The organism is Spiroplasma diminutum CUAS-1, assembly GCF_000439455.1.
In the GTDB taxonomy this organism is placed as follows: domain Bacteria; phylum Bacillota_I; class Bacilli_A; order Mycoplasmatales; family Mycoplasmataceae; genus Spiroplasma_A; species Spiroplasma_A diminutum.
Map to the genome: position 1 here is coordinate 571,417 of NC_021833.1, position 21,848 is coordinate 593,264.

Genomic DNA, 21,848 nt, shown 5'->3' on the forward strand with positions numbered 1-21,848 from the left:
TTATTTCTTTTTTTCTTCTCTACGTTTTGCTTGTGCAATTTTTGCAGCCTCTTTACCAACTGCTGATTTATAGAATCGTTTACGAGAAATGAATCATCCTGACATAATCACAAGAATTAAAATTAACATTCCCCCAAATACTAAAATTGGTGGAACTCATCTTGGAAGTGATGAAGGAGTTTTTAAACCATAAATTGTTACATCAATAGTTGTATAATTCATCTCTCCATTAATATTTGATTGTGTTGAGTTAGTTCTATCAAAATTAAATGCTCTGTCAAAAACTCTTACAGTAAAAGTAGAAGAATTTTCTTTAAATGAGTATTTAACTCCATCAATTAATGACAATCCAACTGCAGGGTCTAAATTTTTATGTTGATTTAAACGATTTTGAATTTGCAATAAATTTTCTTGATCGTTATTTGTATACAATCCAATACCATTAAATTGCATTTTAGAAACATTTTGTGCAATTGAAATAATATCAATTTTATTTACATCATCATTTACTGATTCTCAATTTTTTCCATTCGTATTCATTTTAACTTTAAGTGTTGGTAAAGTAACAAAATCATTTCCATCTTCAAGATAGAAAAAATCGTTTTCTCCATTTTTTTCATTAGGTCTAATACGTATTCCACTTAAAATAAAATTATTATCCTCATCTAATTTAGGATTCTTTTCAGCAAAACCTCAACCATTTGTTGAAAATTCATCATTTCCATTAGAAGCATATCAACTATTAATTTCTCAACGTGATTGTTCTAATTCTTTTCATAAAATTTCATTTTGAAAACCAGGGATTTTCTCTAAAGCTTCTTGAATTTGATTATAAACTCAACCTACTACACTATTAAAATCATCATATTTATCTAAAACATAATTTTCTTCTCATGGTATTAATTCTTGTAAATTATATCTATTTGTAAAAATAGTATTTACTGTTTGAATTTTAGAATTTTTAAATCTTGATGTATTTGAAGAATTAATGTTTTTAATTAAAATATTACCTGTTTCATTAATCTTTCCGTATATATTTTCAGGAATTAAATTATCATCAGAAATTTCAAGTTCATAATCTGTTCCTAATTTAGAACCTTCAAAAATATCTCTTACTTTTGGATCATTAATTATTGAATTAACTGTACTAGTTCCATCTGATCCACGTAGAGAATAAGATAATTTATTCTTTAAATCTTCTTCATATTCTAATTTTCCATTTAATGCAGAACCTGGATTATAAGTAAATCTATTTGTTACCAAATTATTTAAATCATATTTCTCAAAAACAAATGAATTAAATGTATTTGCATTTTCATCACTTAAAATATATTGAATTCTATTATCATAGTACATAATACTATTTTCCAATGTTGAATATCTTAACGCTCCTCCTCTTTGTGCAAATGTTGAATCCAGAAATAAAATTTTTCTAGCTATTCCATTTTGACTCATATTTTTTGGATCTTTATATGAATATTGATAAACCGAATTTGCAGTTGTTACAACAATATTATAATTTTTATTTATATCATCATAATATGAATAAAAACCATTTATTTTATTTTCTTCAAGAATCTTTTCATTATCATATAAAGCTGTAAAGTATTGGGGATCAAGTTCAAATAACAATACTATTTCGTTATTAGCATTACTTGAATCAATATAATAAATTCCAATTTTATTTGAAGTAGTATCAGTCGCTGATAAAATAGTATATTGTGGGCTTGAAGACCCTGTATGATCAGTATTTGAAATAAAATTCATTCTTAGATTTTCAAAATTTAATACTTCTTGTTTATCAATTGTATTATTTTTTGAATCAATTATATAAGAATTAAATACCTCAGGTTCTTCTGGTGTTAGATTAAAGTTAATAGCTACTTTATTATCTGATCCCATAGTAAAAGTTGAATCGTAAATATTTTGAGTTTTGATACCTTGTATTTGAATAGTACTATACTCAACTTCTTCAGGTTTTGAAAAATCTAATTCCCCTGTATTCAAGTCCACTAACGGATTTAAATTATAAGTTGCAATATAATGTGTATCAAAATTACTATAGAATAGATAAATATGATTATCTATATCTGGATCATTTACGCTTCTAGTTGGTACATAAACTTTATTAATTTTTGACATTGCAGGAGTTTTTAAATTAATTTTTTGTTTTTCATTATTAGGATTAATATTAGTAATTGTAAGACCTTCTTGATTTTCATTATTATCTATTTTATCGTTTGCATATACTAAATAATTTGTTTTTGAAGTTTGAAAACCATTTTTTCCATTATAAGTTGTTGTCAATGCTGCAGTTGATCTGTTATAAGTAACTTCCTTAGAGTAAACATCGTTTTCAAAAATTTCAAATCCTTCTTTATTATCATTTTTAAGGATATATCCTTTTCCTACACTTGAAGATAAATTATAAATTACATCATTATCCGTATTTTCTCCATCACTATATTTAAAAGAACCCTTAATTTGATTAATTGCTTCTTTTAAATCACCACCAATATCTTCACCTTTAACTTTGGTTTCATCAGATACACCGATCCCATAATTTGTATTTCTTTGAACTTCTAAAAAATTACTATCTTCAGGTACATTTGGATCTAATTCAACTCCTGTAAAAATATCAAATTTTTCACTATTTACTTTTTCAGTTTCTGAAAAGCGAGGTGAAATATAGTTAAAAATACCAGTCATATCAGCTGTGAGAGCTACTGGTTGTGCAGAAATTGTTAATCCTCCTAATAAAGTTAATAAAGTTTTCATATATGTGTTTTCCTTCCTATTATTTATCTTAATTTTTCAAATTTTTACCCTTAAAGAAAATCTCAAAAATTAAAATAAATAAAACTAACTTTTAATAACCATTTTGTTTCATGTTATCAAGATTTTTTTATAAAAACCCATTTAGACACATTACAAAATTATTATAGTGAAGTTGAAAGTAAAATAATAGTCAAATCATAAAAAAGTTTTACTTTCATAAAATATGAGTGATAAAACTTTTATAACACTAAAAAGTTTTACACTTAAAAGTAAAAAAAGCCCAGACCGAAGTCTGGACTAAAACTATTTAAGGGTAAAATAATTTTAAATTTAACAACTTGAATTGTTCTAGGTACTTATTTGCCTTTTTCAAAGCATTTTACAAGTAGCATTAACTTGTAGTTTCCTGATCCCGCCCTTACACCCTTTTGTTTATCAAATTCATGATAAACATACAAGAAACTTGGAGATTTTTAATTAATATAATTAATAAACCAATACCTTTATCAGAAGAATTCACTTCTAATTATTCTTTTTAACTTAAGAAATATAACCATATTTGTAAGTTCGTAAAAGATACCTTACAATAATTATTATTAATCATTTTAATAAATATTCAATGAATTCTGGTAATTCTAAAATACTTTTTAATTTGTTATATTTCTTTTATATTTCTAAACAATTGTGTTTTTAACTGTTTTTTGATATATTTATATTAGTTGTTAACTTTTAATCAAGTTAGCAACTACAATTATGTTGTTGTAAGCCCTCCCAAGTTTATAATAACTTCAGGGATATATTACTATTATCGATTTCAATAAGATCATTTATCTGAAAAGTATCTATACTTCAAATAACAAATGATGAAAGGATAATATTAATATTTTCCCTTTTTTTATTTTCAGTTTATCTGAAAAATTTAATGTTCTTAAAAATATATATCTAAAGATTCTAATAATATTAGGATCTTTTTTTCATTTCATATCTACTAAATTAAATTAACACTTACTTTCTTTATTTTAGTATAAGCCAAAAGATAATTTTTTTTGTTTTTTAATAAACAAATGTTCCTCTGACTGCTTTTATTTTAATATTTTAAAATAAAAAAGCAAATTAATTTTATAAAAAATAGTCAAATAACATTGATTAAACTTGGGTTTTAAACATTTAAAAATATTTTTAAAAATTATATGGAAAATTTAATTCCAAAAACTTCTTTCATCCTGGATTTGGTGAATGATTTGGGTAAATATTTCAATATTGTTTTTGAGCATTTTGATAACTATCTGCATTAATTATTTTGTTTCTTACCAAGTACATAAAAACAATACTTGCACTTCTATTTACTCCTCAAATACAGTGAACATATATTTTTTTATCTTTTATATTATTTTCAATTTGTTGAATTGCATCTAATATTAAGTCTTTATCCATATCTTCAATATATGGATAATCTTCAAAATTATATAAAATTCTATTATTTTTATCATCAATTAATTTCTTAGTTTCTCCTTTTGGATTTTGATCTAAGAATATCTCTTGTGCACAACTTAAAACAAGCTGAGAATCATTTGGGACACTATTCATGTCTCCTAAATATAAATTTTCTATTATTTTTTTATTCATTATATTAACACCTCTTATATTCACATTGTTAAGAATTTATTGAAAAATTCTTCTTGAGTATCTATAAATAAGCAATCAAAATTAGTTAGACTTTGAGTTGACATATTTTTATTTTTTAAAATATGTACAAAAATATGAAGTTGTCCATCAGTTACTTTTTCTAAAAGAAGAACTGGACCAATTTGTAAGGATGGTATTAATGTATTTAATCCCAAAACGCTTGGTTTATCAAGATATAACTCTAAAAGCTTTTCTCTTTCTGCTTTTTCTTTTCCAAAAAGATCTAAATAGTGAGAAACGGAATTTTGATTACTTGCTTTAACAAGTCAATCTCTATTATCAAATGTGAAATAAAAATTAACAAATTTATAATTTCCATTTAAATAATGAACTTTATAAACTTCTTTTAGCTCTATTTTAGAATTACCATCCATAACTTGAACATCTTTTGGTTCATAAAATTCTATTTGGCTACATCCTTGCTTACTTAAAATTGAACTTAACTGCTTTAAAAAATTGTTTGCTTGCATATTAATACTCCCTTTTTAAAATTATAAATAAAATAACTAGTAAAAAACTAGTTATTTTATTTATATAAAAAATAGATTAATTAATAAAGAATCAATTAGCTAAGTGGGATATTAAAAAATTAATTCCTATTATTTCATCTTCTTGAATACCTTAAAAGTAAAATTAATTTCAAATCAATAATCAAACAAAGAGCTAAATACAATTATTATTTAACCCTACCTTAATCTAAGGCAATTTAATTTTATCAATTTTGTAATTTAAAATATTTATTCCTGAGCATTTTAAAAAAATTTTGAAAAATTAAAATTCCTTTGAATAGTTATTTATATTAATTTTTATAATAAATTATTATATTTTTGTCTAAAATTGTTTAAAATCATTTTAAAGGGATGATAATAATGAATTACAAAAAAAGTTTGAAAAAACTTAAAAAATATCATTATAATTGATTAAATATAACATTTATAATTATTTTATTTCCAGTTGTATTAATATTATCAATTATATGTTCAATAGCATTTGTACCGTACTTATTTAAATACACAAGAAGTGGTCAATATAAAGGTGTTGAATTTAACACCTATGAGCACTTATTGTATGACTTAGAAGTCAAAAAAATGACAAACTTTAACATTAAAAAAGAACAGATAAATGAGTTTTTCATTGGATCTGGATCAGAGCAAATTAGTGCAATTACTGTAAGAAACAAAAATTCAAAAAAATGAGTTATTGGACTTCATGGTTTTAAAAGAAACAAATATATGGGACTTCGTGGAGTTTATCACTTCTATGATCAAGGATACAATATACTTTGTTTTGATGCATTTGCACATGGATTAACTTATGGTGCATATTCAGATTTTGGTCTTACAAATGCTAAAGTATTAAATGATGTTATTACATGATTAAAACAAACATTTGATGTAGAAGAAATTGGAGTATTTGGTACAAGTATGGGAGCTACAAGTTCTTTATACTTTGCAAAAAAATACTATGAAGAAAACAAAGTAGATTGATTAATTTCAGATTGTCCATTTACTCAAGCAATTCCTCAAATTAGGTTCTTCTTGAAAAAATATATGATAATACCATGATGATTTATGAGTTTAGGTATTAATAGAAACTTTAAAAAATATGCAAAAGCAAATATAAAGGATGTAGATCTACTTAATTTAGGTGAACAAGTACGTGATCTTAAAATATTGTTTATTCATGGAAAAGAAGATGACTTTATAATGTATCACAACTCTATTGTTTTATATCACTTAAAACATCTATCAGAAAATTCAAATCAAAGTCAACTGAAATTATATGAAAATGCAAAACACTCAAGTTCAATGCATAAAAACATGAAAGACTATATGCAAACAACAATTGGCTTTGTTGTAAAATAAAAAACTCGTATATATACGAGTTTTTTATTTAATTTATTTAAAATAGAAAATAAAAACTTCTCTTTTGAGAAGTTTTTAGCTTAATTATTAATATAAAACAACATCATTTAATAAAAACATTTAGAAATTTAACATAAAGTAAGACAATTGTAAATTAATACTAGAACCAAAACCCTATTTAAATAAATGCTAAATTATTATTGTGATACTCTTTTTAATGATAACTTAGCTTGGTCTTTGCTTTCATCTACTGAAATAACATATCCATCCATTTGTTGACCTACAGTTACGTAGTCAGCTACGTTAGTAACGTAAGCATCAGCAATTTCTGAAATATGAATTAGACCTTTGTAGATTTTACCATCGATTTCAGCATCACAGAATGCACCAAAGTCAACGATTTTAGTAATAGTAATATTTACAATTGTACCCATGTTTTGTTCTCCTTTACTTATAACTATAAACTATTTTTTTTATAAAAGTGGAATTAACAATAAAAAAGTAAAAAATAAAGAGAAATAAAAGAAATATTATTTAATTTTTCTAAAGTAAAAATATTTTAAAATATTCTATTACTTTTAATATATCTAAATTCTTTGGCTTAAGATTATTTGAATTATTTAAACTCATAAAATTATTTTTATATCATTCTAATAAGTGACTATACTTTTCTAAACTAAAATCTGAATCTTTATAGTCACTATTTTTTAAATATTCTAATGATATTTCATATCATTTTAATTTTGTATTGTATGGATAAAAGTCTTTTAAATCTCATTGAATAATGCACTCAAGAATTAAAAAGAAATCTGTTTTAATGGGTTCAAATGAATTATTTTCTGCATAAAAAGAATGAAATGTATTTATGTAATGCCCTCTTTTTGTCATTTCCTCTACTCATTTAAATATAAGCATATTAAAGTAGTTTCTTTTTAAATCTAAAAATGGTTGCATTGCTTTATTATTTGGATTTACATTTAAACAATAATCATACATTCCAAATTCTTTTCTTAATGCAGTTAAGCAAAGATCTGGTGAATACTTATAAAGTTCATAAGGAATTATTCTCATATGAGTTCATCTTCTTTCATGATCTAATGTATTTTAACATTTAATAAATAAAAAACTTAATTACTCAATTAAGTTTTTTATTTATTATTTTTTTTCTATTTTTAATTGTTGTTTTAAACTTTTTTTATCTTCTCTTTCTTTTTTTAAAATTAATTTAAATTCACTAGGAGGTATTAATTTTAATTCATTTATATCTTCATTATATTCTTCTAATAATAAATCTCTCGTTCTATTTGCAAAGAATTTTATTTTTCCCAATATTAATGTCATAAAGAAAGTAACTATACAACTTACTAAAATTGATATTGCACCTCATAAAAATCCGCCACCAATTCAAGTACTCACTCCTGTTAATTCAGGAGCTTTATGTTGAAACATTAAGTATCCAAAAATCGAACTTGCACCTTGTAATGCATATGTATTTGAAGCAACAAGAACTAAACTACCAAAAAATACACCTATTGAACAAGCAATTAATGGATAAAGGTGTTTCAAATTTACTGTAAATAATGAAGGTTCAGTTATTCCTCCAACAATTGCAGATACTCCATTTGATATACCTAAATCTTTTAATTGTCTAACTCTTCTATTTAATACAACAAAAGCTACTGTTGCAACACCCTGAGATACATTTGATAATGTACATAGTCCCTGAATTATTGTTGCTCCATATGCTGCTTGTCCTTGAAGAATAACTGGAGTTAATGAATGGTGTAAACCAGTAATAACTAATGGCCCATATAAAGCACCAAGTAATGGTAAAGCAATATATTTAGCAATGTAATTAGTACTTAATCAATTAACAGAAATTGATAAGTAATTTGTAAATAACATTCCAATAGGAGCTACGATAAATATTGCAAATATAAATGTAACACCTATTATTAATACAGGACTTAATATATTTTTGGCTGTTGTATTTGAAATTTTTGAAGTTCATCTTTCCATATATGCTCCAAAAATAGCTATCCCAATCATTGGAACCATTAATCCATTAAAATTAATTTTTCAAGGATATACAATTCCTTCTCCAAATATTGTTCATCCTGGATATTTACCAAGAATTGTTTCTCCAGGACCCACTTCAACATTTCCCATTGACACTAATCCTGGAGCTGTTAAAACAACTCCAATTAAAATTCCATAAATTGAACTACATCTCATAGCCTTAAAAACTGTATATGAAACAGCTATTGTAATGAATAGTGAGAAGGTACTTGTTAAAATATCTAGTATACCTGCGAATTCTCCAAAGAAATGAACTGTTTGCGCAAGAGATGTTCCCTTACCATTTCATTCAACTGTCATTAGAGATCAAATTGTCAATAATAATCCATATCCGATTAATGGATAAACAATTGGTGAAAATACTTTTGATACAAAAGATAGACATTTATTTGTTATACCTTTTACTCTAAATTTTCCTTTAATTTGATTTATTTCTTCAATCTGTTTTGTTTTAAAATTAATTTTTTCTTTATCATTATTTGATAAAACATTACGTCCATCAATATCATAACCATTTATTTGACAAAATGTTTCATAAAAATCAGCAACATCCATACCAATTATTATCTGATACTCATCTCCACCTTCATTTTTGTTAATTCCAGTTGCATATGAGCTTTCTCTTATTTTCTGTTCATTTACTATACTTCAATCTTTTAAATGAAATCTCATTCTAGTCATACAATGAGTAAAATAATTTATATTTTCATATCCACCTAAATCTTTAAAAAGATCCTGAACTGAGTCAATGTATTTCTTTTTAATCATTTTTTTACCCCTCTTTACTTTCAATTAATTTTTTATATCAATACGCTGATTTCTTAAATTTTCTAGTTTGGTCTTCCAAATTAACTTCAATCAAGCCATATCTATTTTTAAATGCATTTCTAAAACTTCAACAATCAAGAGCTGCTCAGATATGATATCCAAAACAATTTGAACCATCATCTACAGCTTTTTTAATTTGTGACATATGATCCTTTAGAAATTCAATTCTATAGTCATCATTTATCATTCCTTCCACATCTCTAAATCTTTCCTCATTTTCAACACCCATACCATTTTCTGCAATATATCATGGAATATTATCGTACTTTTCTTTTAATTCCATTCCTATTTCATAAAGTGCTTCAGGATAAATTTCTCAACCACGATGTGGATTAATCTTTGCGTTCTTTGGTATTTCAATAACAAATTCATCCATTATTCATCTTTTTTTACCATTACTTTTTGCTTTCACTCGACAAGGGAAATAATAATTAATACCTAAAAAATCAACTTTTGTTTTTTTAATAATTTTTATTTCTTCTTTTGTGTAATCTGGAAGAATTGAATAATCAGATAATGTTTTATATCATAATTCATTAATAGTACCGTTATACATAATATCTAATGGTCCTCTATTAACATATGCATCATAAACTTTTGCAGCTTCTATATCTTCTTTTGAATTTGAAAAAGCATAAGTGTAATTTCAGTTAAAAACTACTCCAATTGGTGCTTTTAGATTAAAATTTCTAAAAGCTAGTATTGCCTTTGAATGCGCTAAAAAAATACCATAAGCTTGTTGAACTGCTTGTTTTGGATCATCAATTGCGGGATAATGTTTATCATTTAAATATCCCTCATATACAGGAACTAATGGTTCATTAAATGTTACATAATAATCCACATCGTCACCATATTCATTAAAAATAAATTCGCAGTATTTTATAAAAGATTCAATTACTTCGCGAGAAGATCACCCACCTTTTTTATGAGCTCAAAGTGGCATATCAAAATGAAATAATGTCATAATGATTTTTATATTATTATTTCTATATTCATTTATGTAATCATGATAAAAATCTACTGCATCTTTATCTATATTTACTCCATCAGGAAATAATCTAGCTCAGGAAAAACCAGTTCTTACTGAATCCAATCCTATTTGGTTAAACATTTTTATGTCTTCTTTATAATGTCTTGTAATATCACATGTGATATCTGGCCCTATATTATTATGAAATAATTCAGGACTTTCTTTAAAATATTGATCAAAAGCTAATTCACCAATATTTGTAATACCTTTACCTTCAGTTTGCATGGCACTCATAGATGCCCCAATTTGAAAGTTTTTTGGAAATTTCATCATCTTTCCACCCCCACTATAAGTTTATTTAATGGAAGATTTTTTTACAATATATTTTTTAAATGGAGAATTTTTTTTGAAAATAAGAAAAAATTTGCTAATATAATTTAAGGTGATAAAAATGTTCAAAAGTATTAAAGAAAAATTAATTTTAATTAAAAGTAATCCAGAAAATCAAACTCATGTTGTTATTGCGAATTATCTATTAGATTGTATTCAAAATAAAAAAACACCAAAGATTAATGAGTGTTCAAAGGAAAGTTTTTGTTCCGAATCTGTTATAACTGCATTTGCAAAAAAATATGGATATGATGGTTTTAAAGAACTTGCTATAAGAATTAAAGTAGAAACAGAATACTACGATTGATCAGCTTTAAAAGATGTTGATATTAAAAATAATAATAATTATAGAAATTTAATTAATAAATCAATTGATTTAATCGATATTCAAGAAGAAAAGATAAACAATTTAATTAATGATATAAAAAAAGCTAAAAATGTATATTCAATAAGTTGTTACCAGCAATTATTTAATACAGAACTATTTGTAAGTGAATTAAACTTACTTGGGTATAATGCTTATTTTAATTATCAAAGAAAATTAAATGAAGCCTGAGTAAATAGAGCAACTACGGAAGATGTTTTTATAATTATTGCCTTTGGACTTGATAATCAGTATATAATAAATTTTTATAATCTATTAAAAGAAAAAACAAATAATATTTTTATTATTTGCTCACCATCTCAGAAACATAAATTTGACAAATTTAAAGAAATAATAATTGTTGATTATTATGATAGAGGAACATTTTTAGAATCTACAAGAAGTTCCCTAATTATGTATTTAATGAGCTATATAGTTTACAAATTATAAAAAAGAAAGACCTTAATAGTCTTTCTTTTTTAAAAATCAAAGTTATCTGGATCTGGTCCATCTCTATATTCTTTAATACTTGCCAATAAATTCATATCCTCTAAAGTCAATTCAAAATCTCCTATTTGAACATTTTCAATTACTCTTGAAGGTTTTGATGATTTTGGAATAATTACATAATCTAATTGATAAGCTCATCTTAAACAAATTTGAGCTGTACTTTTATTATATTTTTTTGCAAGTAATTGAATTTCTTCAATATCAAAGCATTTTCCTCTAATCATTGTTCCTCATGATTCAACTAAAATATCATTTTCTTTACAAATTTTTACTACTTGTTGATTTTGTAAAGCAGGATGTAATTCTATTTGATTAATTACTGGTTTTATTTTACAAACTTTTAAAAGTTCTTCAATGTGTTGAGGTTGAAAATTACTTACACCAATTGATTTTACTTTCCCTTCTTCAACAGCTTCTTCTAATGCTTTTCAACATTCAAGTCTATCTTCTGTAGGTCAATGAACTAATAATAAATCAATATAATCCAATTCTAATTCATTTAAAATATCATCAATTGCTTGTTTTGCCATTTCATATTTATGATGTGAATTTCACACTTTTGAAGTAATAAATAAATCTTTTCTATTTATATTACTTTCCTTAATTGCTCTAGCAACAGTTTTATGATTATTGTATATTGAAGCTGTATCAATATGTTTATAACCATTTTCTAAAGCTGCTTTAATAGATTCTAAATTTTCACTTTCATCAGTTATTTTATATGTTCCTAAACCAACTTGTGGGATTTCTAATCCATTATTAAACTTTAAAGTTTTTTCTAATACTTTATTCATTTTTTGATTCTCCTAATCTAAGTTGATTATAAAACTTTAAAGCTAAAATGAGTTTTAATTTTAAAGTTTTATTAAAAAAAATCATACAAGAATTTTACATCTCATATGATTTTTAATGACCTAAATAATCTTTAGATCAATATTATTATTTTTTATATTAAAAGATAGTTTATGAATTATTTGTACTAAATAATTGCATTAACATCTTTAATCTCTATTAACTCAATAAAATTGTTTTCATCCAGTATATGTAACAGTTCTTGGCACAACTCTAAAACTATATGGTACTCCTATAATTTTAGTTACAGATACATCATTTGTTAAATTATATTTAGCAAGAACTGAATTAATTTCTTTAAGTGCACTTGTTTCATTATTTGAACTAAGTACTGATTTTTCATTAAATAAAACTAAATATAAATCATTTTTAGTTGTACTGAAATATCATTTTACATTTCCTGTAAAACCATTTTCTTCATTTCCACTTACAATTATTATTCCCGCATTATTTGTAATTTTTTCAACTGAATAATTAACTTGGTTTAGTAATAAACCATATTTGAAAGTTTCTTTTTGTGCTTCCATTAGTGCTTCATTTACACCTCTAAAGCTTCCAATACTTCTGTCTTCTAATATATTTGTTATATCAAATAAATTGATATCTCAAGTATATTTTGAAGTTCCTGTATAACCTTCTTCTTTAATACCAGTTATTCTAAATTCATTTTTTTCACTATCATCAACTTCAACTTTGTATCCAGATTGTGCAATTAGTCTATCTAATTCTATACGAGCATTAGCTTTTGAAGAAAATTCTCCCAAATGACCACCAGGTAGTTTTGTTGTTATATCAGTTAGAATTAAATTGTAATGATAAAGTGAAGTTCCAGTGTATCCTTTTGATTCATCTCCAGTTACAATAAATAATCCTTCATATTTTTCATCCACATTTACTGCATAACCACTTGCAGCTATTATCAAGTTAAGAGATCTTCTAGCTGCAGTTTTTGAAACAAATGTTCCCAAATCTCCCCCAGGTAATCTATCTTCAATATTAATTGCTCTTGGATTTTTTTCTATTTCATTATTATTTTCTATAATCAAATTATTATTAGTGTTGTTAACTATTGGTAATATTGGTGCTCCAATTGATGAAGCACTAATAATACTTAGTAAAAATTTCATTTAAATTTCCTTTCAATTCCAACCCCAGCGACCGCTTTAATAATTAATAAAAAACTAATTTACTTTTTTACTCTCATAAAGTTCGTATGTGTAAATTGATTGACCAATAAATCCAGCATTTCTATCCCCAGAAAGTCTAAAGCTTCCTTCAAGAGAATCATCAACTAAAACCACATAACCAGTTTTTGAAATCATTGAGTCCATTCTCGATCTTGCTAATTCTTTTGATCTAAAGAAACCTAAATAAGCTCCCGGTAACTTTTCTGTTATATTTGTATATCGTTCATCTATTTTATAAGTGTATTCAGAAGAGTCTGAATAACCTTCTGCTATATTTCCTGAAACTATAAATTTATCTTCTTGACTATCGTCAACAGTAACTTTATATTCACTTTCTTGAATTATTTTATCCATTTGAATTCTTGCTAATTCCTTTGTATCAAATACTCCTAAATAAGCTCCTGGAAGTTTATTTAATATACTTTTATTTGTTAAGGTATATTCATATAAACTTAAACCAGTATAACCTTTTGATTCATCTCCTCTTAAAATAAAAAGTCCTTCATATTTAGATTCTATTAAAACTGAATAACTACTATCTGTAATTAATTTTTGCATTCTAGTATTTGCTTCAGCAAATGATTCAAACCTTCCTAAGTCTCCCCCAGGTAATCTCAAATTTATGTCAATTAAGTTTTGATAATTTAATATGTTATTATGTTTTTTATTTACAAGATTTATATTATTTGTAGTTACTAATGCTGGAGATGTAATAGAAAAACCAGCAATAAAACATAATATTTTTATCATCATTGATCCTTTCTTTTCCAACCAACCAACCCTATATATTGATACTTATTAAGATATTAAGATTAATTTATATAAAAGGATTTTTATTTCTTAATTTCATATGTATAAATTGAACTACCAATATATCCTGCTTTTTCATCTCCTGTTAATATAAATTTTTCATCTTGTGAATCATCAACTAAAACTATATATTTAGTTTTAAAAATTATATTATTAATTCTATTTCTTGCATCTTGCTTTGTACTAAATTGTCCTAAATAAGCTCCTGGTAGTAATTCAGTAATATCTATTAATTCAGGTGGTTCTGGTGGATCAGGTGGTTCTGGTTTTATTGGCTCAACTATACATCTATTAGTAATTACATAAACTGTCATAACAGATGATCATATAAATAATAATAAAATTAATATAAGCATTATTTTTATTCAACTTTGATTAGAATTCATATAAACTACTTCTTTATCGTTATTAAAATTTATATAGTTTTTATAACTTGTATCTTTTATATATTTTTTTCTCAATGTAGAGACAAAATTATTAAGATCTGTATTATGTTCAATAATTAAGTCATTTGATATATCTAATTGATTCGAATTAATTTCAATTACGTCTGCTTTGTTTATTATACTTTTGTAATCTTTTAAAGTAGATAGATCAGTTTTATAGAAAAAACCAAAATACTTTTCTTCATGTTTAATTCAAAAGAAAGGTTTAATTTCATTGTCCGATTTTTTATTAACAAACTTTACTTCAAGTAAACTTACCATTTCTAACTTTTTTTGTTTAAAGGCATTTGTTAAAACATATCTAAAATTGCTCTTACAAAAAATACATAATTTATTGTATGTTGGATAAATTGAATACTTCATTTTTTACTCCCTATATATTAAAGAAAATTTTTTAAATATTTCTTTTAATTAATATATAACGGAATCTTTTTTATTAATTGTTATATAAAATCTATAACAATTAATGTAAAACTAATTCAATGATTTCATTTTTAAGTTCATCAAATTGTTTTTGATCAATAATTTTCTGATTCAATAAGTCATTAATAGATAAAATTTTTTTATCAAAATAACTGTTTACTTCTTCAAATTGCTTTTTAATCTCCATCATGTGATTTTTAAAATTTATTGTATTAATTTTAAATGATTCAATCATGGTTTTTTTTAATGTAATTAAATATTTGTTTTTTAAGCTATCAATACTTTTTAAAAAAGTGTCAATTAATTCTTTTTGTAAAAATATTGCTAATTGATTAGTATCAATCAAATTTGAAACTAAAGAGCTTTTAATGATAATATGATTTGATGAGACAATTAAATTCTCTTCATCTTTAATATATTTTAATTTAAACGGATAATTTGTTTTAATTATTATATCTCCCTTTTTAGTTATAAATTTTTGATTAATTTTTACACAAAATTTTTTTTGTTCATAATTTCATTGCTGTTTTATAATGTAAATACTATTATTACAATTTGGACAATTATTTTCAAAATGTTCATATCTGGATATAATCAGTCCTCTATTTATGGTAAATATATTTTTTAATTTCTTCAATTCTAATATCTCCTCATTATTTTAAAAAGTTTTATAGTTGCTATATATTAAAATTAACAAATTAAATTTGAGAAAAATTATTGAAATAAATATATAACCATTTTTTATATTTAATATATTTATTTATTGTCATAAATAATTATTATATATAAATAAAAAAAACACCAATAAATTGGTGTTTAGTTTTTAAAACTATTAAAAGAAAATACAGTTAAATTTTACTGATTTCTTTTATTAATCTAAATCAGTTCCATTTGAAGATATTACTTTTTTGTATCAATAGAAACTATCTTTTCTATATCTTTTCATATCTTTTAAATCAAACTCATCTCTGTTTACATAAACAAATCCATATCTTTTTGAAATACCTTGATGTGTTGAAACTAAATCAATTGCACTTCAAGGATTATATCCAAATAGTTTTACTCCATCATTTATAATGTCTGGAATTTGTTCAATATGTTTTCTTAAATAATCAATTCTATAGTCGTCATGTATTTTACCATCATCTGTTAGTACATCTTTTGCACCAAGTCCATTTTCAGTTATAACTATTGGTAAGTTATATCTATCGTGTAAAGCTCTTGCTGTTAATCTAAATCCAATAGGATCAACTTCTCAACCATACTCTGTTTTTTCTAAGTTAGAGTTTTTAGCAGATTGGAACATTCCTTCCAAGTTAAATCCCATTTGTTGATCTCCAACAACAAAATCTTGATCTTTTGTTGGAGCTTTTACAGTCATAGAACTGTAATAGTTAAAAGCAATAAAGTCAATTTTTGCTTTTTTAAATAAGTCCATTTCTTCTGATGTCATTTGAATATTGTAATTATTTTCTTTTCAGAAATTTAATAGAATTTGATCATATTCACCTTTTACAAATGGATCAATATAAATTCAATTTCTTATTAAATTGGCGTTATGTGCTGCAAGAACATCTTCGGGTTTACTTGTTTCAGGATAGACTAAAGAGATGTTTGGAGCAGGTCCAATTTTAGCATCTTTATCAATTGTTCTTAAAGCCAATATTGCTTTTGCTTGTGCAATATTCATGTTGTGGAACATTTGATATGATTCTTCACCTTTATCCACGCCTGTCATTCTTTTTCCAAGTAAGTGACCAAACATAATAACCATATTTTGCTCATTAATTGTTTGTCAATATTTAACCTTAGTTTTATATTCATTGAATAAAGTTGTTGCATATTTAACATATGCTTCAACTGCTAATTCTTTATTATTTCATCCACCTTGTTCTTCTAAATAATTTGGTAAATCAAAGTGATGTATTGTAACCAATGGTTCAATTTTGTTTTTAATTAATTCATCAATCAAATCATGATAGAACTTAATTCCTTTTTCATTTGGAGTTGTTTCAACTCCTGTTGGATAAATTCTTGTTCAGTTAATTGAAAAACGATAAGATTTAAATCCCATTTCAGCCATTAAAGCAACATCTTCTTTTCAATGATTATAATGGTCTGCTGCTACTTTAAAATCTGTTATATCTTTAATATTTAATCCAGCAATAAATCCTCCTGACTTAACATCTTGAACTGATGGGCCTTTCCCATCAGCATCTCATGCCCCTTCTACTTGATAGGCACTTGTTGACGCTCCTCATAAGAAATCTTTTGGTATATTTTTCATTTTATTTTGCTCCTTCTTTAATGAAAGCCTTTTTACTTATGTAGAAGTTTTTTTGATCCATCATCATATAACCTATTTCAAGCGAATTAACTGCATTGAAATATAGATTATTTACTTCTTCGATCACATTATTATTAGCTTTTTTAGCAACTTTTTCTACAATTGCTTTCATTTGGTCGTATGCTTTTTCTTTTCATAAATTAAATTCAATTAATTTTTGCTCATTGTGAATTTTTGCATCAATTAATTGATTATTTAATTTTACAAGTACCTCGTTATTCTCTAGAAGTGAATATTTATCTAATAAATTTTTTAAGGCCTCTTCATTATTAGTTTTACCTTGTAATTTTGCCATTTTATTAATTAGATTTTGTTTTCCTTTTTCTATATTTGATCCAAGTTTATCAATTTTAGATTCTAAACTATTTATTTTTATAAAGACTTTTTCAATTTCCTTAGATCTTTCTAAATCTTTTTGAGTAATAACTGAATTTAGTTTTTTAATTTCATTGTCTAATTCAGCTTTTGCAATGTTTAATTTAATTGATTTAGCTTTTCCAAAGTATTTTAATAGAGCTTTATTTGCACTATTTACAGCTTTAACTTCTGATTTTCTTTCTTGATACATTAAGTATGAAATACCTGCTGCAAATGGTATTGCTCCGATATTAATAACTAACCATAAAACCATATTTCCTATTGCTGAATTTGGAGCACCTGTAAATAAATTAATAGCAGATGGAGCTAAATTGACCCCATTATTATTTATTTCTCAGTTAAGTCTTGGTTCCATTAAAGTACCTGTAAAACCAAATATTCCAAGCCCTCCACTAGTACGTGCTTCAACTGCACATATTCCAGATAATAACCCAAATATCGCAGAAGCTACAATACCTGCTAAAAATGGACGTAATTTTGGTAAATTAACTCCATAAAGTATTGGTTCAGTTACTCCAACTATCCCACCAGGAATAGCTGCAATTACAGTTGATCTTAATTGACCATTTTTTGTTCTTAAGGCAACACCAATTGCAGCTCCAACCTGAGCAAATACTGCAATATTAATTGCTAATATTGTAGTAAAATTTCCTTGCGCTAATGCTACCATCATTGGCATTACAACTGCAACATGCATACCTGTTAATACTAATGGTTGTCAAGCAGCAACAAATAGCATTGTACCAATACCATAAGGTAATTTTGACATATATCCAATAATTAATGCTAAGAATTGTTCAATTAAGAATAATATTGGTCCTAATGCAAAGAACAATGCTGCATATGATATTATTACAATTAATAATGGTCTAAATAAAACATCAATTGATGTAGGCATTCATTTTTTTATTCATTTATCTAAATAGAATATTATAAATGCTATACATATATGTGGAATAATTGATGATGTGTAGAATGTTGCTTTAATAACAAATCCATTAATGTCTATTATTGTTAAATCTGGAACGCTTCCAAGACCTAATGTTGCTCCTGCAATTATTAATGACATTAATAATTGCATAATTGTTGGCCCACCAAGTCATTTCATTGTGTTATAACCAATAAAAATTCCTAATAATTTTAATCCAGTTTCTGCCATAAGATTTATAAATACAGAAAATATATCAACATTCATATCTATTGGTCCACCAGCTCCAATTTTCATATCAACAATAACATTAGTCATTACTAATAAAGTTTTAATACCCATCAATAATCCTGAAGCCATTAAAACTGGTAGTGAAGGTAGAATTATAGCAGCAACTGCTGTCATAATTTTTTTACCTATTGAAGATTTATTTACAATAACTTGTTTCACTTTACTTGTACTAATACCTTGTGAATAATTTTCCACAGCATCTTTGACTTTGTAAACTTCTCCCCCAATAACTATTTGTATTTGATTTCCTGCTCAAATAATACCTTTAACTAAAGCAACGCTTTTTATTATTTTTTCATCAACTAAATCTTTATCGTTTATTTCAAAACGAAGTCTTGTCATACAATTATAAACTTGTTTATAATTGCTTTTTGTCCCTACAGCTTTATAAATAGTTTCTGCTGCAATTTCATATTTATTTTTTGATTCTAAAAGTTTATGTACTTTTGCAATAGTTGAATTATCTTCAACATTATTTTCAAAAACAAATTCTCCTATCAACTCTCCTTTTTTTACAACTTTATTTTCTTTTACATTTGTTTTGAATGATCACCCTTTAAATTCATTAGTATCCAAAACTAGAGGTGTTGATTTTTGTATATTTTTTTCATCTAATAAAGAAAAATCAACATTAACTATTCTTGTATTTAAATTAATTTGATCTCCCTCTTTAACTTTTACGTCAAAAGGTTTACCTTGTAAATGGATTGTATCTAAACCAATATGCATAAGAATCACTGGACCTGATGTTGTTTCAAAGTGAAATGCATGTTTAGTGTGAAAAACTTGAACAAGTTTACCTTCTTCAATTGGTGAATAAAATTCATTTGAAGTTGGTTCAATATACAATCCTTCTCCCAACATGTTTTCAGAAAATACACCATCATTTAAATCTTTTAATGGTTTTATTGTTCCATCAACGGGAGAAAAAACTTTTATACTTTTTTTCATTTATGAAATCTCCTTTCATAAATAGATTACTCTTATAAGTATTTTTTTAAATTGGTTTAAGCCATTAGTATTTTACTTTCCTTTTTGTGAATTTGAACATTTCTAATTAACTAATTGTAAAGATATGTATTTTAATATTAAGGTTCTATATTCATATAGATGCTTTAACTGTTTTGAATCTATACAAATTGTTTTAAATCTAGTTGAAACCTCATTCACTTTTGAATGAGTTGCCAATACTAAACAATTATCTTGCTTAAATTCTTTTAAAATTAATTCAATTGTTTTTGTATCTTGTCCTCCAATTATAAAAATTGAAAAATCATCTTTTGCAACTTTATTTGCCATTAGTAGTTGATCAAACATTTGTGTTGAATAACTACATTCTATTTTATTTCTTCTAAGTAACTCTGCTAAAAAAATTGAATCATTTTGAAATTGATATGAAGAAAATAAAAAAACATTTTTAGCTTTTTTAATTGATTTTTTTGCACTCATAATTTTATTTTCAAAATATCTTAATTCTCTAATTGCATAGATTACTTTTTCTTCAAAGTCAGAAAAACTTTTATTTCCAATTTCTAATTTTTGTTGATGTTCTCTATCTGAAATTTCTAGTTTAATTTTAAATACAAGTTCTCTATATCCTTTATATCCTAATGAAATTGCAAATTTTGTTATAGTTGATTCAGCTACATTACTAAGATTTGAAAGTTCTTTAATACTTGGAACTTCCTTTGTTGAATAACACTTCATTAATATTTTAGATATACTATTGTTTGCAGAATTGGGATTAATATTCATATTTGTAAATAATTGATTTAAAACTGATTTCATATAATATCCTCTTAAACATAGATTAATACAAAAAAAAAAAAAAAACAATAGAAACTTTATAAAGATAGTTAATATTGTTTTATTAATTTTAATTTAAGATCAAATTATTTTTTTTATTATAATTAATTTATATAATATAGTTTTTATAAATTAATCTAAATTGTTTTCATTTATAATTATTTTTTTGCTAAGAATTCATAATTATTTAAATTTTGAAGTTATTGCCTGTATTAAAACATTAAAAATTATTGCAAATAGGTTATTTTTAACTAAATTTGTATTTTGCTAATCTAATTAAATCGATATATTCTAAAAAATTTATAACGTAATCTTTATTACCAGTATATTCTGATTCTTCTTTAAGATTATTAGAAAAACTTATAGTTCACCTTAATTATCAAAAATAAATTTATTTACTTCAAAATGTTACTGCTCTTTATTTTTATCTATATTGTATATTGTTTTAATTCAAAAATTTGAATCCAATTTTGGACTCAGTAGATTAAATATAGCAATATAAACTGGCATAATTACCTTTCCAAAAACCTTTTATTATTTTATATTCAGCACCCATTAAATTATTTTTAATAGTATTTTTTATATTAACTCCCTTTAAATGCGTACCAATTTTATTATTTAATAATATTTTTCTATCAAATTTTCAAAAGTTAAAGTTTCTTTTTACTATCCTTTATTTCTTGATTAAAAAGTATTTCGGATTTTAAATAAATAAAATCCTCCTTGGAGTTTTTGGATTCATTTTATTTTTGATTTAAAATAGTAGTTTTACCTGTACCATTAGGTCCTATATATATTTTAAATTTTCCCATTTTTTTCTTTCATAAAAAAATTTCCCTTTGTAATAAATTAATTTTTAATTGGTTTATATAAGATCCCCTAATAGATCAATTCAAATGTTCTTATT

Annotated in this window: 17 protein-coding genes; 2 read left to right on the forward strand and 15 right to left on the reverse strand. The window is 24.5% G+C overall.

Annotated elements, in window-relative coordinates; all coding sequences use genetic code 4:
- The 3 genes from SDIMI_RS02685 to SDIMI_RS02695 form a co-directional block, all read right to left on the reverse strand.
- The gene (locus SDIMI_RS02685; RefSeq protein WP_020836461.1) at window positions 1-2,778 is read right to left on the reverse strand and encodes a hypothetical protein; all 2,778 of its coding nucleotides are present in this window, start codon (window positions 2,776-2,778) and stop codon (window positions 1-3) included.
- A 1,179-nt stretch (window positions 2,779-3,957) separates the two neighbouring features.
- The gene (locus SDIMI_RS02690) at window positions 3,958-4,404 is read right to left on the reverse strand and encodes a dual specificity protein phosphatase family protein (protein WP_020836462.1); all 447 of its coding nucleotides are present in this window, start codon (window positions 4,402-4,404) and stop codon (window positions 3,958-3,960) included.
- Between the two features lie 14 nt (window positions 4,405-4,418).
- On the reverse strand, window positions 4,419-4,934 hold the full coding sequence (locus SDIMI_RS02695; protein ID WP_020836463.1) for a hypothetical protein: 516 nt from the start codon (window positions 4,932-4,934) through the stop codon (window positions 4,419-4,421).
- A 399-nt stretch (window positions 4,935-5,333) separates the two neighbouring features.
- On the opposite strand from SDIMI_RS02695, the gene SDIMI_RS02700 reads away from it, so the two are divergent.
- Window positions 5,334-6,329: an alpha/beta hydrolase gene (locus SDIMI_RS02700; protein ID WP_020836464.1), complete on the forward strand. Its 996-nt coding sequence runs from the start codon at window positions 5,334-5,336 to the stop codon at window positions 6,327-6,329.
- A 197-nt stretch (window positions 6,330-6,526) separates the two neighbouring features.
- On the opposite strand, the gene SDIMI_RS02705 is transcribed toward SDIMI_RS02700, so the two are convergent.
- The 4 genes from SDIMI_RS02705 to SDIMI_RS02720 form a co-directional block, all read right to left on the reverse strand.
- Complete coding sequence (locus tag SDIMI_RS02705; RefSeq protein ID WP_020836465.1) at window positions 6,527-6,763, reverse strand: S1 RNA-binding domain-containing protein; 237 nt, start codon at window positions 6,761-6,763, stop codon at window positions 6,527-6,529.
- A 109-nt stretch (window positions 6,764-6,872) separates the two neighbouring features.
- Window positions 6,873-7,400, reverse strand: a complete 528-nt coding sequence (locus SDIMI_RS02710) for a hypothetical protein (protein ID WP_020836466.1) — start codon at window positions 7,398-7,400, stop codon at window positions 6,873-6,875.
- Window positions 7,401-7,484: 84 nt separating this feature from the next.
- Window positions 7,485-9,176 carry a PTS transporter subunit EIIB gene (locus SDIMI_RS02715; protein WP_020836467.1) on the reverse strand — a complete coding sequence of 564 codons (1,692 nt, stop codon included), beginning with the start codon at window positions 9,174-9,176 and terminating at the stop codon, window positions 7,485-7,487.
- A gap of 4 nt (window positions 9,177-9,180) precedes the next feature.
- On the reverse strand, window positions 9,181-10,539 hold the full coding sequence (locus tag SDIMI_RS02720; RefSeq protein WP_162138150.1) for a glycoside hydrolase family 1 protein: 1,359 nt from the start codon (window positions 10,537-10,539) through the stop codon (window positions 9,181-9,183).
- A 121-nt stretch (window positions 10,540-10,660) separates the two neighbouring features.
- Between SDIMI_RS02720 and SDIMI_RS02725 the strand changes: the two genes are divergently transcribed.
- Entirely contained in the window at window positions 10,661-11,413 is a 753-nt protein-coding gene (locus tag SDIMI_RS02725) for a MurR/RpiR family transcriptional regulator (RefSeq protein WP_020836469.1), read from the forward strand.
- Window positions 11,414-11,442: 29 nt separating this feature from the next.
- On the opposite strand, the gene SDIMI_RS02730 is transcribed toward SDIMI_RS02725, so the two are convergent.
- From SDIMI_RS02730 to SDIMI_RS02765, 8 genes are all read right to left on the reverse strand, one after another.
- A complete protein-coding gene (locus SDIMI_RS02730) occupies window positions 11,443-12,267 on the reverse strand; it encodes an aldo/keto reductase (protein ID WP_020836470.1) in 825 nt (274 codons plus the stop codon).
- Between the two features lie 207 nt (window positions 12,268-12,474).
- Window positions 12,475-13,452, reverse strand: coding sequence for a hypothetical protein (locus tag SDIMI_RS02735; protein WP_020836471.1), 978 nt, complete (start codon window positions 13,450-13,452; stop codon window positions 12,475-12,477).
- A gap of 54 nt (window positions 13,453-13,506) precedes the next feature.
- On the reverse strand, window positions 13,507-14,283 hold the full coding sequence (locus SDIMI_RS02740) for a hypothetical protein (protein ID WP_148285810.1): 777 nt from the start codon (window positions 14,281-14,283) through the stop codon (window positions 13,507-13,509).
- Between the two features lie 62 nt (window positions 14,284-14,345).
- Complete coding sequence (locus SDIMI_RS02745; protein WP_020836473.1) at window positions 14,346-15,131, reverse strand: hypothetical protein; 786 nt, start codon at window positions 15,129-15,131, stop codon at window positions 14,346-14,348.
- Window positions 15,132-15,231: 100 nt separating this feature from the next.
- Complete coding sequence (locus SDIMI_RS02750) at window positions 15,232-15,828, reverse strand: hypothetical protein (protein WP_020836474.1); 597 nt, start codon at window positions 15,826-15,828, stop codon at window positions 15,232-15,234.
- A gap of 234 nt (window positions 15,829-16,062) precedes the next feature.
- On the reverse strand, window positions 16,063-17,478 hold the full coding sequence (locus SDIMI_RS02755; protein WP_020836475.1) for a glycoside hydrolase family 1 protein: 1,416 nt from the start codon (window positions 17,476-17,478) through the stop codon (window positions 16,063-16,065).
- Between the two features lies 1 nt (window position 17,479).
- The gene (locus tag SDIMI_RS02760) at window positions 17,480-20,086 is read right to left on the reverse strand and encodes a PTS glucose transporter subunit IIABC (RefSeq protein WP_020836476.1); all 2,607 of its coding nucleotides are present in this window, start codon (window positions 20,084-20,086) and stop codon (window positions 17,480-17,482) included.
- Window positions 20,087-20,188: 102 nt separating this feature from the next.
- The gene (locus SDIMI_RS02765) at window positions 20,189-20,923 is read right to left on the reverse strand and encodes a hypothetical protein (RefSeq protein WP_020836477.1); all 735 of its coding nucleotides are present in this window, start codon (window positions 20,921-20,923) and stop codon (window positions 20,189-20,191) included.
- Window positions 20,924-21,848: the final 925 nt, after the last annotated feature.